At 74.6% G+C, this 16,245-nt stretch carries 16 protein-coding genes; 9 read left to right on the forward strand and 7 right to left on the reverse strand.

All coding sequences use genetic code 11. From position 1 onward, the window contains the following. Positions 1-13: 13 nt before the first annotated feature. Positions 14-889 (reverse strand): alpha/beta fold hydrolase, encoded by an 876-nt coding sequence (locus QSK00_RS08690; protein WP_285589648.1) that lies wholly within the window; start codon positions 887-889, stop codon positions 14-16. After that, on the reverse strand, positions 889-1,278 hold the full coding sequence (locus QSK00_RS08695) for a tautomerase family protein (RefSeq protein ID WP_285589649.1): 390 nt from the start codon (positions 1,276-1,278) through the stop codon (positions 889-891). The genes QSK00_RS08690 and QSK00_RS08695 overlap by 1 nt, the downstream gene beginning before the upstream one ends. Positions 1,279-1,370: 92 nt before the next feature. Here QSK00_RS08695 and QSK00_RS08700 point away from each other — a divergent pair, with 92 nt between their 5' ends. Further along, the gene (locus QSK00_RS08700; protein WP_285589650.1) at positions 1,371-1,982 is read left to right on the forward strand and encodes a TetR/AcrR family transcriptional regulator; all 612 of its coding nucleotides are present in this window, start codon (positions 1,371-1,373) and stop codon (positions 1,980-1,982) included. Between the two features lie 9 nt (positions 1,983-1,991). Here QSK00_RS08700 and QSK00_RS08705 read toward each other — a convergent pair whose 3' ends face one another. Continuing rightward, complete coding sequence (locus tag QSK00_RS08705; protein ID WP_285589651.1) at positions 1,992-2,468, reverse strand: DUF3291 domain-containing protein; 477 nt, start codon at positions 2,466-2,468, stop codon at positions 1,992-1,994. A 68-nt stretch (positions 2,469-2,536) separates the two neighbouring features. Between QSK00_RS08705 and QSK00_RS08710 the strand changes: the two genes are divergently transcribed. Next, a complete protein-coding gene (locus QSK00_RS08710; protein ID WP_285589653.1) occupies positions 2,537-4,465 on the forward strand; it encodes an AAA family ATPase in 1,929 nt (642 codons plus the stop codon). Between the two features lie 7 nt (positions 4,466-4,472). On the opposite strand, the gene glmS is transcribed toward QSK00_RS08710, so the two are convergent. The 3 genes from glmS to QSK00_RS08725 form a co-directional block, all read right to left on the reverse strand. Continuing rightward, positions 4,473-6,281 carry a glutamine--fructose-6-phosphate transaminase (isomerizing) gene (gene glmS / locus QSK00_RS08715; RefSeq protein WP_285589655.1) on the reverse strand — a complete coding sequence of 603 codons (1,809 nt, stop codon included), beginning with the start codon at positions 6,279-6,281 and terminating at the stop codon, positions 4,473-4,475. Between the two features lie 13 nt (positions 6,282-6,294). Then, entirely contained in the window at positions 6,295-6,552 is a 258-nt protein-coding gene (locus QSK00_RS08720; protein ID WP_285589656.1) for a hypothetical protein, read from the reverse strand. Positions 6,553-6,645: 93 nt separating this feature from the next. Next, on the reverse strand, positions 6,646-7,773 hold the full coding sequence (locus QSK00_RS08725) for a citrate/2-methylcitrate synthase (RefSeq protein ID WP_285589658.1): 1,128 nt from the start codon (positions 7,771-7,773) through the stop codon (positions 6,646-6,648). A gap of 54 nt (positions 7,774-7,827) precedes the next feature. On the opposite strand from QSK00_RS08725, the gene QSK00_RS08730 reads away from it, so the two are divergent. Beyond that, a complete protein-coding gene (locus QSK00_RS08730; RefSeq protein WP_285589659.1) occupies positions 7,828-8,946 on the forward strand; it encodes a citrate synthase in 1,119 nt (372 codons plus the stop codon). A 10-nt stretch (positions 8,947-8,956) separates the two neighbouring features. Here the strand turns inward: QSK00_RS08730 and QSK00_RS08735 are convergent, their stop codons facing one another. Next, positions 8,957-9,895: a LysR family transcriptional regulator gene (locus QSK00_RS08735; RefSeq protein WP_285589660.1), complete on the reverse strand. Its 939-nt coding sequence runs from the start codon at positions 9,893-9,895 to the stop codon at positions 8,957-8,959. Between the two features lie 96 nt (positions 9,896-9,991). Between QSK00_RS08735 and QSK00_RS08740 the strand changes: the two genes are divergently transcribed. Genes QSK00_RS08740 through QSK00_RS08765 form a run of 6 tightly spaced genes read left to right on the forward strand, consistent with a single transcriptional unit; the run spans position 9,992 to position 16,205 of the window. Then, positions 9,992-11,161 carry an LLM class flavin-dependent oxidoreductase gene (locus QSK00_RS08740; RefSeq protein ID WP_285589661.1) on the forward strand — a complete coding sequence of 390 codons (1,170 nt, stop codon included), beginning with the start codon at positions 9,992-9,994 and terminating at the stop codon, positions 11,159-11,161. Continuing rightward, positions 11,158-12,027 (forward strand): fumarylacetoacetate hydrolase family protein, encoded by an 870-nt coding sequence (locus QSK00_RS08745; protein WP_285589663.1) that lies wholly within the window; start codon positions 11,158-11,160, stop codon positions 12,025-12,027. The genes QSK00_RS08740 and QSK00_RS08745 overlap by 4 nt, the downstream gene beginning before the upstream one ends. Next, positions 12,024-12,956, forward strand: coding sequence for an ornithine cyclodeaminase family protein (locus QSK00_RS08750; RefSeq protein ID WP_285589665.1), 933 nt, complete (start codon positions 12,024-12,026; stop codon positions 12,954-12,956). Before QSK00_RS08745 ends, QSK00_RS08750 begins: the two co-directional genes overlap by 4 nt. Next, on the forward strand, positions 12,953-13,891 hold the full coding sequence (gene dapA / locus QSK00_RS08755) for a 4-hydroxy-tetrahydrodipicolinate synthase (protein WP_285589667.1): 939 nt from the start codon (positions 12,953-12,955) through the stop codon (positions 13,889-13,891). Before QSK00_RS08750 ends, dapA begins: the two co-directional genes overlap by 4 nt. Further along, entirely contained in the window at positions 13,888-15,027 is a 1,140-nt protein-coding gene (locus QSK00_RS08760; RefSeq protein ID WP_285589669.1) for a cupin domain-containing protein, read from the forward strand. The genes dapA and QSK00_RS08760 overlap by 4 nt, the downstream gene beginning before the upstream one ends. Further along, positions 15,024-16,205, forward strand: coding sequence for a cytochrome P450 (locus QSK00_RS08765; RefSeq protein ID WP_285589671.1), 1,182 nt, complete (start codon positions 15,024-15,026; stop codon positions 16,203-16,205). The genes QSK00_RS08760 and QSK00_RS08765 overlap by 4 nt, the downstream gene beginning before the upstream one ends. The last annotated feature ends 40 nt before the right edge of the window (positions 16,206-16,245 follow it).

Genomic DNA, 16,245 nt, shown 5'->3' on the forward strand with positions numbered 1-16,245 from the left:
GGCGTCCCCGGGATCAGGCGAGGAACCCGATGAGGTGGTCGAGGACCAGGTCGGGCACCTCCTCGGGCAGGAAGTGGCCGGCCGGGAGTTCGGCCCCCGTGACGTCGGTGGCGTACTCCCGCCACACCTCGAGCGGGTGGTAGGCCTTCCCGACGATCGAGTCCCGACCCCAGAGCGCGAGCGTGGGACACCCGACCTGCTCGCCGACGGCGGCGGAGGCGTCGTCGGCGGCCAGGTCGCTCGTGCCCCCGGCGCGGTAGTCGGCGCAGGTGGCCGCGATGGTGGCGGGATCGGAGAAGCAGCGGACGTACTCGGCCATGACCGCCGGGTCGATGCTCGCGCCCGGAGCGAGGAGCCGTTCGATCGTGGCGCGCAGCCAGAACTCCGGTTCGTGGGCGAGGAGGCGTTCCGGGATGCCCGCGCCGGTCGCGGCGAAGAACCAGTGGTAATAGGCGCCCGCGACGGCCAGGTCGAGGTGGCGCAGGACGTGCCGGGTCGGGAGCATGTCCAGGACCGCGAGCCGGCCGACGACGTCGGGATGGTCGAGCACGAGGCGCTGGGCGACCCGGGCACCGCGGTCGTGGGCCACGACGTCGAACCGGTCGAACCCCAGGGTCCGCATGACGGCGACCTGGTCGGCGGCCATCGCCCGTTTCGCGTAGACGGTGCCGGCGTCGTCGGGCGTGGGTTTGTCGCTGTCGCCGTAGCCGCGCAGGTCGGTCGCGACCACCGTCCGGTCCTCGGCCAGGCGGGCGAGGAGGTGCCGCCACATCAGACGGGTCTCGGGATACCCGTGGAGGAGGAGCAGCGGGGTGCCCTGCCCGCCGACGGTGGTCCGGATGCGGACCCCGTCGGCGTCGACGTCGTGGTCGGTGAAGGTGGCGCCCATCAGTCGGTGTCCTCGACGCGGACACCCTGGGGGATGCCGTTGTACCCCCAGTTCAGGGGCGGGACCTCGTGGATCGCGACGTAGAAGATGCTCGCGAGCGGCCCGAGGATCCGGCCCAGCGCCTCGTGGGCGTGGGCGATGAAGGCGGCCTTCTCCTCGTCGGTGTTGATCCCGTCGGAGAGCAGGACGTCGAGGTGGCCGCCGACGCCCTCGACGGGGGCGGCGCCGACGTAGACCGACCGCTCGGGCTGCAGGTCGACGTCGACGACGGTGATGCGAGCGATCTTGCGCAGGTCCTGCGCGAGCAGGTCGGTGATCGTGCTCGCGAGGGTGTCGACGGTCCGCGGGGGCAGATCGGGCCGGTTGAGGGTCAGGCGGACGAAGGGCATCGGGGGCTCCTCGGTCGTGAACTGGGCTGGCTAGACCAGTAGAGAGGTGAGGGAACTGGTCTGTCAAGCCCAGTTCCCGTAGTCTCGTCGTCATGACGGAGGTGGTGCGGCGGCTGACGGCCCGGGGGGCGGCGACACGGGAGAAGATCGTCGCGGCGGCCGCGCAGCTGTTCTACGAGCAGGGCGTCCGGAACACCGGCAACGAGGACATCCGCCGGGAGGCCGGGGTCAGTGGGTCGCAGCTGAACCACTTCTTCGCCACCCGCGAGGACCTGGTGCGCGCCGTGCTGGCGCGCCGCACCGCCGAGGCGGCCGACCCGCAGCGCATCCCGGGCCTGGGGAGACCCGCCACCCGGGCGGCGCTGCGGGACTGGGCCGACGAGTACGTCGACCACTGGCGGGACCGCCTGGGTGGCTGCCGCGTCGGGTCCATCGCCGCCGAGACATTGAAGAGCGGGTTCGCGCTGGACGAGGACGTCGCCGGAGCCTTCGAGCAGTGGCGGGCGGCCCTGGAGGCGGGGCTCGTCGCCCTGCGGGAGAACGGCGAACTGGCGCCCGACGCCGACGTCGGGAACCTCGCCCTGGTCCTGCTCGCCTCCCTGCAGGGCGGTCTGTTCCTCACCCAGGCCCTCCGGGACGTCGCCCCGCTGGAGGCGGCGCTGGGGGCCGCACTCGAGGCCGTGGACCGCGCCGGCCCGGTGTGAGCGGTTCCATCAGGCCCGGCCCCTCGGCGAGCCGAAGGTGAAGTGCTCAGCCGACTCGCCGTCGTGGGCGAGTGCCTCGAGTCGCTCGACGCCGTCGGCCCAGCAGGGCCGGGCACCGTCGTCGGTGGTCCATACGACGTGCCCCGGCCAGGGGCCCTTCAGAAACCAGTCGTACCGGAGCCGGAGGGCCTCGCGGTGCAGTCCGGTGTAGACGAACGAGCGGGCGGTCGCGAGGTCCTGCCACCGACTCAGCGTCGCGATGTGGACGTGGGGATCGTGTCCCGCGAGGTCCGGGAGCCCCAGGGGCACCGCATACGCGCCCCAGCCGTCGTCGCCGTCGCGGTGGGCGTCGCCCCGGCCGAGGAAGCCGGGAGCCTCGCAGACGGTGCCGTAGATCTCCGTGCCACGGCGGGCGAAGTCGGCCACGGCGGCCGGATCGGCCGCGGGGTCGAGCAGGCCGAAGGTGTAGAGCGCGAGGGAGCCCACGAATACGGTCCTACTCCTCCGGGGCCGGCGCGCGACGCGCCCCCCGCCGGCGGGCGCACACTGGAGGCATGGCTGATCAGGACCGCGCGCGCCGGGAGGACCCGGGGCCGGGCCCGCTGTTCGAGGACCTCCTGGGGCGGTTGGTCGACCTCGACCTGGGCGCGCTCTTCGGCGGGGGGTTCGACGAGCCGGAGCGGCGCGACGATCAGGGGGGCGACCGGCGCGACGACCGCTGGGACGCACCCCGGCAGGACCCGCCGTCGGGAAGGACCTCGAGGCGCACCCCCACGCTCGATCGGCACGGGCGGGACCTGACCGCCGACGCCCGCGCGGGGCGACTCGACCCGGTCTTCGGGCGGGACGACGAGCTGTCGCAGGTCGTCGAGATCCTGGCGCGTCGGAGCAAGAACAACCCGGTCCTGCTGGGAGAGCCCGGCGTCGGGAAGACCGCGATCGTCGAGGCGCTGGCCGCACGGATCGCCGCGGGCGAGGTGCCGGCGGCGATCCGGGACACGCGGGTGGTGTCGGTCGACCTCGCGGGGATGGTGGCGGGCACCAAGTACCGCGGCGAGTTCGAGCAGCGGCTGACCGCGCTCGTCGCCGAGGCGTCCCACCCCGACACGATCCTGTTCGTCGACGAGCTGCACGCGATCGTCGGGGCGGGGTCGGCGCAGGAGTCGCCGATGGACGCGGCCGGGATCCTCAAGCCGGCCCTGGCCCGCGGGGAGCTGCGGCTGGTCGGGGCGACGACCACCGCCGAGTACCGCCGCCACGTCGAGCCCGACGCCGCCCTCGCCCGCCGGTTCGCCGCCGTCGACGTCCCGGAGCCGAGCCCGGCACAGACGATCACGATCCTCGACGGGCTCGCTCCCGGCTACGAGGCGCACCACGGGGTCGTGCTGCCGCCCGCGACGCGACGTGCGGCGGTGGAGCTGACGGCCCGCCACGTGCGGGACCGCCACCTGCCCGACAAGGCCATCGACGCCCTCGACCGGGCGGCGGCGCGGGTCCGGATGCGGGAGCCGGAGGGCCGGCCGACCGTGGGCGTCGACGACGTCGCGCGGGTGGTCGCCGACCTCACCGGCATCCCCGTCGCCGACCTCACCGAGGACGACCGTTCCCGGCTGCTCGACCTCGACGCCCGGCTGCGGGCGCGGGTGGTCGGGCAGGACGGGGCGGTGGACACCGTCGTCGACACGGTGCTCGCGGGCCGCGCGGGGCTGGCCGATCCGGAGCGGCCCCACGGGGCGATGCTGTTCGTCGGCCCGACCGGGGTCGGGAAGACCGAGCTGGCGCGGGCCCTGGCCGATGCGCTCGGCACCGAGCTCGTGCGGTTCGACATGGCCGAGTTCGGCGAGGCCCACACCGTGTCGCGGCTCACCGGGGCGCCGCCCGGGTACATCGGGCACGACCGTCCCGGCGAGCTGGCCGAGGCCGTGCGCCGGCACCCGGCGTCGGTGGTGCTGTTCGACGAGATCGAGAAGGCCCACTCCGACGTGGTGGCCGTGCTGCTCGGGGTGCTCGACGCCGGGCGCCTCACCGACTCGCACGGCCGGACCGTCAGCTTCGCCGACACCGTGCTGATCATGACGTCCAACCTCGCGGCCGCCGAGCTGAAGATCGTCGACGACCCCGAGGAGGCCCGTGAGCCGGTCATGCGGGTGCTGCGGCGGTCGTTGCGCCCGGAGCTGCTGGGCCGCATCGACGACGTCGTGCTCTTCCGGCGGCTGACCGCCGACCTGCTGGCGCGGGTGGTCGGACTGGCGCTCGACACCACGCGCGAGCGCCTCGCGGCGCAGGGCATCACGCTGACGGTCGAGCCCGCCGCGCTGGCGACCCTGGCCGCCCGCGCCGACCCGGCGTCGGGAGCCCGCGGGTTGCGGCAGGTCGTGGCGCGCGAGGTGGAGCGCCCGCTCTCGCGCCGGATCGTGGCCGGCGCGGTGCGGGACGGCTCGGAGGTCGTCCTCGACGGTGAGCTGCGGCTCGAGGTGCGCTGACGCGGACCTATTCCACCGTCACCGACTTCGCCAGGTTGCGGGGCTTGTCGATGTCCCGGCCCAGCGCCGCGGCGCAGTGGTAGGCGAAGAGCTGCAGCGGGACGCCGAGCAGGATCGGGTCGAGTTCGGGCTCGACGCGCGGCACGCGGATCACGGCGTCGGCGAGGCCCTCGGGCAGGTCGGCGTTCGTCACCGCGATGACGGGTCCGCCCCGGGCCTTGACCTGCTCGATCGTCGAGACGTTCTTCGCGACCAGCTCGTCGTCGGGCACGACGATCACGCACGGCATCGTCGCGTCCACCAGCGCCAGCGGCCCGTGCTTGAGCTCGGACGCCGCGTACGCCTCGGCGTGCACGTAGGAGATCTCCTTGAGCTTCTGGGCGCCCTCGCGGGCCACCGCCGAGCCCCGCACGCGCCCGAGGAAGAACATCGACCGGGAGCCGGCGTAGCGCCGGGCGACCTCCGCGATCTCGTCCTCGACCTGCAGTGCGTCCGAGACGGCGTCCGGCAGCCGCCGCAGCCCCTCGACGAGCCGCGTGCCGTGGGCGGCCGAGAGGTCGCGGACGCGGCCCAGCAGGAGCGCGAGCAGCGCGAATGACGTGGTCATCGAGCTGAACGCCTTCGTCGAGGCGACGCTGACCTCGGGGCCCGCGTGCAGGAACATCCCCGCCCCGCACTGCCGCGCGATCGCCGAGCCGATGACGTTGACGCAGCCGACGACCCGCCCGCCCTTGCGCTGCAGCTCCTCGACGGCGGCGAGGGTGTCGATGGTCTCGCCGGACTGGCTGACCGCCACGTACAGCGTGTCGGGGTCGACGAGCGGGTTGCGGTAGCGGAACTCGCTCGCCTGCTCGGCGTCCGCGGGGACCCGGGCGAGCTCCTCGACCAGCGCGGCACCCATCTGCCCCGCGTAGTGCGCCGATCCGCAGCCGAGGAACGTCACCCGCCGGATCCCGCGGAGCTCGCGCGGATCGAGGTGCAGGCCGTCGAGCCGGGAGGTGGCGAAGCGGGTGTCGAGCCGCCCGGCGAGCACCCGGTGCAGAGCGGCGGGCTGCTCGTGGATCTCCTTGGACAGGAAGTCGGGGTGGCCGTCGAGGTCGTAGGCGTCGTCGCCGACCTCCACCGTCGTCGGCGGACCCAGCCGCGAGCCCTCGTACCCGGTCGCGGTGATCGTCGCGATCTCGCCGTCGGCCAGGAAGATCACCTGGCGGGTGTGGCGGACCAGCGCGGCGACGTCGCTCGCCACGAACATCTCGCCGTCGCCGAGCCCCAGCACGATGGGGCTGCCGTTGCGGGCGACCACCAGCTCGTCGGGCCGCTTCGCGTCCAGCACCACCAGCCCGTAGGTGCCCTCGACGACGCGCAGCGCCTCCCGCACCGCGGCCTCCAGCGAGTCCTGCTGCTCGACGGACTGCGCGATGAGGTGGGGGAGGACCTCGGTGTCGGTGTCGCTGGCCAACGTGATCCCGTCGGCCACCAGCTTCGCGCGGAGCTCCTCGGCGTTCTCGACGATGCCGTTGTGCACCACCGCGATCCGCCCTGCGGTGTCGGTGTGCGGGTGGGCGTTGCGCTCGCTCGGCTCGCCGTGCGTGGCCCACCGCGTGTGCGCGATCCCCGTCCGTCCCGACGACGGGTCCCCGGCCACCTTCGCCCGGAGGTCGTCCACCCGGCCGACCGCCTTCGTCGTCCGGAGGGCCTTGCGGTGGGCGACGGCGATGCCGGCGCTGTCGTACCCGCGGTACTCGAGACGGGCGAGCCCGTCGACCAGGATCCGCGCCGCCGGTCGGTTGCCGACGTACCCCACGATGCCGCACACGGTGCTGCCCCCTCTAGCCGTAGACGATCCGTCGCAGCTGCCGCTCGCTGACCTCGCCGGCCCGGACGGGCCGCGTCGCCAGTTCGGACGCGATCACCGCCCAGATCTCGGCGTTGCGCCGGTCGCGGGCCTGCAGCTCCCGGTGGCGTCGCCGCACGTACTCCTCGACGCTCTCGGAGAAGTAGGCGACGACGTCGGCCACCACGCGGGCGGCGACCGGACCGGGCAGACCCGTCGACGCGGAGACGTTCCGCACCAGCTCCGGGTCCATGCCGCAGGAGCCTGCCCGCCTTGGACGATTCAGGCCAGGAGTTTGCCCGTAGACGGGCACGCTCGTGCGCAGAAAAGGGGGCTATGGGCCCAGTCAGCACTCACCAGGCGGAGCCACATAGCGGGCGGAGGGCCGGATGATCGTCGAGCTCCGCGTCTGCTCCAGGACGTGGGCGCACCACCCGACCATGCGGCTGACCGCGAAGGTGGGCGTGAACATCTCCCGCGGGATGCCGGCGAGCGACATCACCACGCCCGCCCAGAACTCCACGTTGACCCGGAGCTCCCGGCCCGGCCGGTGCTCGGCGAGCAGGGCCTCGGTCCGGTCCTGCGTCGCTCCGGCGAGCTCGACGAGCGGGCCGCCGAGGCCCTCGGCGACCTCTCGCAGCAGGACGGCTCTGGGGTCGGCGGTGCGGTACACGGCGTGCCCGAAGCCCATGACCCGGTCGCCCGCCGCGAGCTTTCCCCGCACGTAGGGCTCGATCCGGTCGGCGCTGCCGATCTCGTCGAGGGCCTCGAGCGCCCGGTCCGGCGCCCCGCCGTGCAACGGGCCGACGAAGGTCCCGATCGCGGCGACGACCGCCGACGCGACGTCGGTGCCCGCCGAGGCCGCGACCCGGGCGGTGAAGGTCGAGGCGTTGAACCCGTGCTCGATCGTCGCGACCAGGTAGCGCTCGACCGCCGCGGCCGCCGCCGGGTCCGGCTCGACCCCGTGCAGCGCCCACAGCCAGGCCGCGCCGCCGTGCAGGTCGTCCCGCGGCTCGACCGGGTCGAGTCCCCGCCGGCGCCGCCACAGCGCGGCGAGGATCGTCGGGGTCACCGCCACCACGCGCAGGACGTCGTCCCGACGGCGGGCGGGGGTCGCTCCCCACGTCGGCTCCAGTCCGTCGGCCTCCGCCAGCACGCAGAGCGCGGCGCGCAGGCCGGCGAGGGCGTCGAACCGGTCCCCGGCCCCGGCCACCGCCGGGAGCACCGCGACGACGGCGGCCGGGAGCGTCCGGTGCACGGCGAGCTCGGCGCGCAGGCCCGCACCGCCGTCGTCGGGAAGGGCGCCGTCGAGGACCAGCGCGGCGGCCTCGTCGAAGGAGACGGTGCGGGCGAGCTCGACGGCCGACCGGCCGCGGTAGTGGTAGTAGCCCTCGGCGCCGAGCACGTCGCCGATCGCGGTCTCGCTGACGACGACCCCGCGGAGCCCGGGAGGAACGTCGAGTGTGGATGTCATGGCGGGAACGCTGCGCCGATCGATCAATGTCGTCAATCTTGATAGTGTCAACCCGTGCGGACGTTGACGACCTCCGAGGCCGTGGCCCGGCTCGGGGTGAAGCCCGAGACGCTGTACGCCTACGTGAGCCGGGGGCTCCTCACGTCTCGGCGCGGGACCGGCGGGCGTCCGAGCACGTTCGACGCCGACGAGGTGGACGCGCTCGTCGCAGGCCGGGGACGTCGCCCGACCGGCGTCGCCGAGACGATCACCACCCGGTTGACGCTGGTCGAGCCGGACGACGCCGTCGTCCGGGGCCACCGGCTCGTCGACCTCGCGCGGACCGAGACCCCGGAACGGATGGCGTCGCTGCTGTGGCTCGGCGACCTCGACGCGCCGCTGCCGGAGGCCGTTCCCGACGAGGCCGTGGTCGCCAGGGTGCGCGGGCTCGTCGCGGGCATGCCGGGCGACGCCCGGCCGGTGGACCGCCTCCGGCTCGCCGTGGCCGCGCTGGCCCCGAGCGACCCGTGGCGCTTCGATCTGGAGACGGCCGCCGCGAGCGGGCTGCGGTGCTGGCGGGGCATGACGGCGGCCCTCGGCGGACTCTGGCCCGCGCTGTCCGACCGACCCGAGCCGCCCGGGGTCCTGCGCACCGCCCTCGTCCTGCTCGCCGACCACGGCCTGGCCGCGTCCACGCTGGCCGCGCGGGTCGCGGCGAGCGCGCGGGCCCATCCCTACGCGGTGGTGTCGGCCGGGCTCGGCGCCCTCGACGGCCCGGTCCACGGGACCGCGTCGACGGCCGCCTACCGGTTCCTCGCCGAGGCCCTCGACGACCCGTCCCGCGCCGTGGCGGACCGCCTGCGCGCGGGGGAGCGGCTCCCCGGGTTCGGGCACTCGATCTACCGGGAGCGCGATCCGCGGACCGAGGTGCTGCTGGGGACGATCGCCGGGACCCGCGAGGCGGCGCTGGTGGCCGAGCTCGCGACGCAGGTCGCCGGGCGCCCCGGGGTGTTCCCCAACGTCGACCTCGGGCTCGCCGCCGTCATGCACGCCCACGGGATGCGCCCCGACGCCGGAGAGGCGGTCTTCGCGGTGGCCCGGACGGTCGGCTGGGTCGCGCACGCGATCGAGCAGTACGCCGAGCCGGGCCTGCGGTTCCGGGTCACCGGCACCTACGTGGGGGAGCGCCCGTGAGTCCGTTCGCTCACGGCCCGTCGGGCCCGCGGCCCGGGCGCCGCTTCCGCGCGGCGGTCGAGCGCAGGGTGTCCATCGCAGCGCGTTGGAGCGGGGAGAACCAGGTGGTGTCGCGGGAGAAGAGACCGATCGTCTCGACGAGCTCGGCTCCGCGGACCGGCACGGCCCGGAGGCGCCCGGCGGCGACGTCGTCGGCGACGCAGTAGAGCGGGGCGAAGCAGACCCAGCCGTTGTCGGCGACGGCCCGTTTGAGGGCCTCCGCGTGGCCCAGCCGGATCACGTACGACGGGGTGGTCAGGCCCGCCGCGCGCAGCTGCCGGTCGAGGACGCGTTCGATCGCGACGCCGGCCGGGACCCCGACGAGCGGGAGTCCGACGACGTCGGCGAGGTCGACGACGTCGTCGGCCGGGGGACCGTCGGGCGCCGCGCAGAGCACGATCGGTTCGTCCCAGAGCTTCTCGGAGCGGACGCCCGACGGCGGGACCTCGTCGAGCCAGGTGGTGACGGCGAAGTCGACCTCGCCCGTCTCGACGCGCCGCATCGCGACGGCGGGCTCGCTGATCGAGATCGTGATCTCGGCCCCCGCGCGCTCCCGGCGCAGGTCGGTCATCAGCGGCGGGATCAGGTAGGTGCCGATGGCCATGCTGGTCGCCACCGCCAGGGTGCCCGCCGCGCCGGAGGTCAGGTCGTCGATGTCCCGTTGGGCCTGCGCGGCACTCGCGAGGACCTCGGTGGCCCACGCGTAGAACCGCCGCCCCGCTTCGGTGAGCACGTTGCGGCGGCCCTCGCGCACGAACAGCGGTGCCCCCACCGACTTCTCCAGGGTGCGCAGCTGCGCCGACACCCAGGGCTGCGCCACGTGGAAGTGCTCGGCGGCCCGGGTGACGCCGCCCTCGTCGACGACCGCGCAGAACATCTCCAGGCGGCGCAGCTGGGAGACGAGAGCCATACGAGAAAGCCTATCGGGAGGACGAACTTCTCGTCTTTGTCCTATGTGTCCTGCGTCTCTAGCGTTCCTCGCACCGGCATCGACGAGGAGCCCGCGATGAACCCGCTGTTCAACGACAACACCCTGAAGCTCGGTCTGTTCTGCACGAACGGGACGGGAGCGTCGCAGACCCTGGTGCCGGAGGCGCCCGACATGTCGTGGGACATGTCGCTGCGCACCGCCCGCGCCGCCGACCGGGCGGGCCTCGAGGCCGTGGTGCCCTTCGCGCGGTGGAAGGGCTATCTCGAGGGCCGCCCCGAGCACCGTTCCGGTCGGGTCATGGAGCCCTTCACGTGGGCGGCGGGCATCGCGGCGGCCACCGAGCGGATCGGCGTGTTCGCCACCTCCCACGCGCCCACCCTGCACCCGATCGTCGCGGCCAAGCAGGCGGCGACGGTGGACCACATCTCGGGTGGGCGGTTCGCGCTCAACGTCGTGGGCGGCTGGAACCGCCCGGAGCTCGAGATGTTCGGCGCGCCGCTGCGTGAGCACGACGAGCGCTACGACCACCTCGCCGAGTGGCTCGAGGTGGTCCGGCGGCTCTGGGCGGAGACCGAGGAGTTCGATCTGCACGGTCGCTTCTTCGACGTCGTCGGAGGCGTGTCGCAGCCCAAGCCGGTGCAGCCCACCATCCCGATCATGAACGCCGGCGGCTCGCCGCGCGGCATGCGGTTCGCGGCCGAGCACGCCGACCTCTGCTTCGTGATCGTGCACTCCGAGGACGAGGACGCGATCCGCCGCCAGGTGCAGGGCTACCAGCAGATGGCGCGCGAGGAGTTCGGCCGCGAGGTCCGTCTGTGGACGCACACCGTCGTGGTCCAGCGGGACACCCAGGCCGAGGCCGACGCCGCCCTGCGCCGCTTCTCCTCCGAGCTGGAGGACACCGAGAGCGTCGACGCCTGGATGCGGCTGCAGGGCGCGAACACCCAGGTGGTGCCGCCCGAGGTGATGGCCGCGATGCGGCAGCGGTTCGCCGCCGGCGCGGGCGGCTTCCCGCTGGTGGGGACCGCCGAGCGGATCTCCGAACGCCTCGAGATGCTCAGCGCCGCCGGCATCGACGGCGCCCTGCTCACCTGGGTCGACTACGACGCCGGGCTCGACGCCTTCACCACCGACGTGCTGCCGCGTCTCGAGCGGGCCGGGCTGCGTCGCCCGGTGGGTGCGGACGCCGGCGACGCCGCGGACGCCGTCGCCTCCCGTCCCGTCGCGGCGGCGGTGGCCGGATGAGGCTCGCCCGCTTCTCGACGACCGACGGTGCCCGCGGCTTCGGCCTCGTCGAGGACCGCGAGGTCGTGCGGCTCGACCATCGCGTCGCGACCTTCGAGGCGCTGCTGGCCGACCCGGTGCCCGCCCGCGGGGACGACCCCCGGCTGCCGACCACCGACGTGACCTGGGAGCCGCCGATGGGCGAGCACCCCAAGGTCGTCTGCGTCGGGTTCAACTACGCCGCGCACGCCGCCGAGTCCTCCCGGTCCGACCCCGGGACGCCCGCGCACCCGACCCTGTTCGCCCGCTTCGCCGACTCCCTGGTTGGCGCCGGCACCCCGGTCGTGCGGCCGGCGGGGGAGGACACCCTCGACTGGGAGGGCGAGATGGCCGTCGTCGTCGGACGCCCCGGCCGTCGCATCGCCGCGGCCGACGCGTGGGACCACGTGGCCGGGGTGACCTGCATGGCCGAGAACAGCGTCCGCGACTGGCAGCTGCACTCCAGCCAGGCGACCGCCGGGAAGAACTGGTTCCGCTCCGGCTCGCTCGGCCCGTGGCTGACGACCACCGACGAGGCGGGTCGCGGTCCGTTCCGGGTGACGACGCGGCTCGGCGGCGAGGTCGTGCAGGACGACACCACCGACCGGCTGACCTTCCCGGTCGCCGAGCTCGTCGCCTACGTCAGCACGTTCACGCCGCTGCGTCCCGGCGACGTGATCGCCACCGGGACGCCGGCGGGGATCGGGCTGCGCCGGGAGCCCCCGCGCTTCCTGCGGCCGGGTGACGAGATCGAGGTCGAGGTCACCGGCGTCGGCGTCCTGCACCACGGGGTGGTCGACGAGGTGGGGGACGGCGTCGTCGCGACCCCGGCGGAGGTGTCCGCGTGAGGTTCTTCGCCGAGGCCGACGTGCGCTCCGGACCCACCGTCCCCGACGTCGTCGAGGCCCTCGAGGCGGTCCTCGCCCACGAGGCCGAGGGCACCGCGTGGAACGTCGACAAGACCATGAGCACCTGGCCGACCGGGGCCGGCCGGGCCAGCGCCCACGGGCTCGGCGCGGTCGACCTCACCGCCGGTCTGACGGTCTTCAAGACCTGGGTGAACACCCCTGCCGGGGCGAGCGCCCTGCTCACGATGTTCGACGCCACCGACGGCCGCACGCTGGGCGTCGCCGAGGCGGGGACCGCCGGCGCGCTGCGGACCGCGGCCGTCAGCGGGGTCGCGACCCGGCACCTCGCCGACCCCGGTGCCGACGAGCTCGCCCTGCTCGGCGCGGGCCGGCAGGCGCTGCGGCAGGTCGAGGCCGTGGCCGCGGTCCGGCCGCTGCGGCGGGTGCGCCTCTGGAACCGGAGCGCCGCGGGCGCCGAGGCCCTCGCGCGACGGGTCCGCGACGAGTTGCACCTGACCGCCGACGTCGCCCCCACCGTGGAGGCCGCGACCCACGACGCCCCGATCGTCACCACGATCACCCGCGCCGACGAACCGTTCCTGGCGGCACACCACCTCGCGGTCGGCGCCCACCTGAACGCCGTCGGGGCCATCCTGCCGAGCCACGCCGAGCTCGCCCCCGACGTCCTCGCCACCTCCTCGATGACCGTCGTCGACAGCGAGCCCAACGCCCGCCGCGGGTCCCGGGAGCTCCGCGAGCACCTCGGCGCCGACCCCGCGGACGACTGGAGCGGCGTGCACGGCCTCGCCCAGCTCGTCGTCGGGAAGGACGCCCGACCCACCGCACCTCGCCTCACCGTCTTCAAGGGAATGGGCATGGGACTCTCCGACCTGGCCGTGGCCGCGCTCCTCGTCGGGGGGCGGCCGTGAAGTTCCGCAGCGACCCCACCCGCATCCGCGGCTCGATCGCTCCCGTCGTCACCCCGTTCACCGACGACGGCGCCCTCGACCTCGACTCGCTGCGCGGGCTCGTCCGCCGGCAGCTCGAGGCCGGCGCGCACGGCGTCTCCGTCGGGGGCTCCACCGGGGAGCCGTCCGCGCAGTCGGTGGCCGAACGGATCGCGGCGATCCGCGCGGTCGCCGCGGAGGTCGACGACGCCGTGCCGTTCCTGCCCGGCACGGGCTCGGCGAAGCTCGACGAGACCCTGGAGATCACGGCGGCCGCCCGGGACGCGGGCGCCGACGCCGTCCTCGTCATCACGCCGTACTACGCGCGCCCCACCCAGGAGGCGCTCTACCGCTGGTTCTCCACGGTCGCCGGTGAGTTCCCCGACCTGCCGGTCGTCCTCTACAACGTGCCCTCCCGGACGGCGGTCGACGTCGACCCCGACACCGTCGCGCGGCTCTTCCGGGACCACGACAACGTCGTCGGGATCAAGGAGACGACGAAGGACTTCGAGCACTTCTCGCGGGTGCTCCACCGGTGCGGGCGCGACCTGCTGGTGTGGTCGGGCATCGAGCTCCTCGGGCTCCCGCTCCTCGCGCTCGGCGGCGCCGGCTTCATCTCGGCGGTCAGCAACCTCGCCCCCGGCGCGGTCGCACGGATGTACGAGGCGTGGGAGGCGGGCGACCACGAGACCGCCCGCGACCTGCACTACGCGCTGCACCCGCTCGTCGATCTCCTGTTCGTCGAGACCAACCCGGCCCCCGCGAAGTGGGTGCTGCACCAGCAGGGACGGCTGGCCTCCGCCCACGTCCGCGCCCCGCTCCTGCCCCTCACCGCCGAGGCCCGCCCCCGGGTCGAGGCGCTGCTCGCGCAGGGCGCCGCCCTGCTCGATCGTCCCCTCGAGAGGAAGACCTCATGAGCCTCACCGACACCCGTCCCGAGACCGCGGCCCGGATGCTCGACGTCAGCGGGGACCCCGCCTCGACGCCGCAGCCGTGGGCACCCGTCAAGGTCCCCCGCCACGCCGTCGAGGCCGAGATCCAGCGCCTCGCCGACGCCCCCCGACCGGCGAACGGGCGCCGGGCGAGCCGCATCGTGCACCCGGCGGCGGTCGCGCCGGGACTGGGGCTCGCGCCCGGTGTGGCGGTGACCATCGAGGTGCTCAACCCGGGGGAGGAGACCGTCCCGCTCCGGGAGAACGCGCACCGGGTGGAGATCGGCATCCTGGGTCGCGGACGCATCGAGGTCGCCGACACCGCGGTCGACCTCGCGCACCTCGACGTCGCGAACCTCCCCTCGATGCAGCCGTTCCGCTTCCGCAACGACGGCCCCGGGGTGTGGGCCCGGCTGAGCTACTCCAACGCCCCGCTGCTGGAGAAGCTCGGCGTGCACTACGCCGAGGACCTGCCCGGGTCCTGGCGGCCCTCCCCGCTCGACGCGCCCGCCCCGGCGACCGAGGACAGCGAGAAGGTCACCTACACCCGACGGACCGCCCCGGACATCGCGATCGGTGACCAGGGGGCGCGGCTGCGGGGCTACGAGTTCCTCGTGGACATCGAGGTCGTCGAGTCCCGCCCCCTGCACTGGCCGTGGGCCGAGGTCTCGTCCCACCTCTCGAGTGCGGCCGGCGACGGGAAGCGCACGATCATGGCCCTGTACAACCCGGCCACCCAGCGCCGTCAGGGTGCCACGCACAGCTTCTTCGTGACGGCGTCCGCGATGCCCGCCGGACGTCCGCCGCGCCCGCGCGGCCCGGGGCACCGGCACTCGTCGGTCGCGATCAACTACCACTTCGCCGGGTCCGGGGTCAGCACGGTCGACGGCGTCGACATCCCGTGGGAGGCCGGCGACCTGCTCCTCTCCGCACCCGGCTGGCTCGAGCACGCCCACTACGAGGGCCCCGAGGGGCTCGCCGTCTACACCGTCCAGGACCACCCGCTGCACGTCGGCATGGAGTCCCTGGTCTGGCAGGAGGAGATGGACGGGCCGGTGCTCGCCCTCGGCTCGGAGGCCGGACAGACCGGCTACGTCGGCCCACGCGAGGCGGGGGCGTGAGCCCGGTCGACCTGGACCCGTACGCGGCCGACCTCACCGAGCCCACCGTCTGGGAGGTCTACGAGGCGGCCCGGGAGGCCGGGCCGGTCGCGTGGTCGGACCGGCGCGGCGGCTTCTGGGTGGTGACCGGCTACGACGACGTCCGCGCCGTCCTCCGCGACGCCGCCACGTTCTCCTCGGCCTCCGGGCACCGCATCCCCACCGACGGCACGCAGCGGGCCGTCCCCATCGACTTCGACCCGCCGCTGCACACCGGCTACCGCAAGCTCATGACGCCGGTGCTCTCGCCGGCGCGCGTGCGCGCCCTCCGGCCGTTCCTCGAGCGGACGATCAGTGAGCTCGTCCGCGCGTTCGCCACGCGGGGCGGGGGCGACTTCGTCACCGAGGTCGCGCTGCCCCTGCCCCTGGCGGTCCTCACCGAGCTGGTCGGGTTCGCCCCGTCGACCGTGGAGCGGTTCCGCGAGGTCACCGAGCAGATGTGGTCCGGGCTGGACGCGGACGGCGCGGCCGTCGACTTCGTCGGGGCCCGGCAGCGGGTGTACGACCTGATGGCCGACGAGCTGGCGGCCCACCGGTCGGACCCGGTCGACGACGTCGTCGGTTCGTTGCTGACGGCGGAGGTCGACGGGCGCGCCCTCGACGAGGATGAGCGGATCAGCATCCTCGCGACCTTCGCCGTCGCGGGGCACGAGACGACCATGAACGCGGCGAGCACCCTGGTGCACCTCCTGGTCGCGCACCCGGAGCACCAGCGCCGGCTGCGCGCCGACCCGGAGCGTGCGCCCGCCTACGTCGAGGAGATGCTGCGCCACCGCAGTCCCGCCCAGAACTTCGCCCGGCGGGCGACGTGCCCCGCCTCGGTGGCGGGCCACCGGATCGCGGAGGGCGACGCGGTCCTGCTCTCCCTCGCGGCGGCGAACCGCGACCCCGAGCGGTTCGCCGATCCCGCGTGCTTCGACCCGGACCGTGACGCGCGCGGCCACCTTGGCTTCGGCTGGGGCATCCACCAGTGCCCCGGCGGGGTCCTCGCGCGGACCGAGCTGGCCATCCTGCTGCGGACGCTGGGTGAGCTGCCGCCCCTGCACCTCGACGGCGAGGTCACCTGGAGCGGGCTCCAGGGCGGCAACCACCTCGGGCCGACCCGTCTGCCGATCCGGTTCGCCACGGACGGCGCCTGAGGCGGCCGTCGGCGAGGACGGGTGCGCGGAGGTCCCCGGC

Source organism: Actinomycetospora sp. NBRC 106378, from assembly GCF_030269685.1.
In the GTDB taxonomy this organism is placed as follows: Bacteria; Actinomycetota; Actinomycetes; order Mycobacteriales; family Pseudonocardiaceae; genus Actinomycetospora.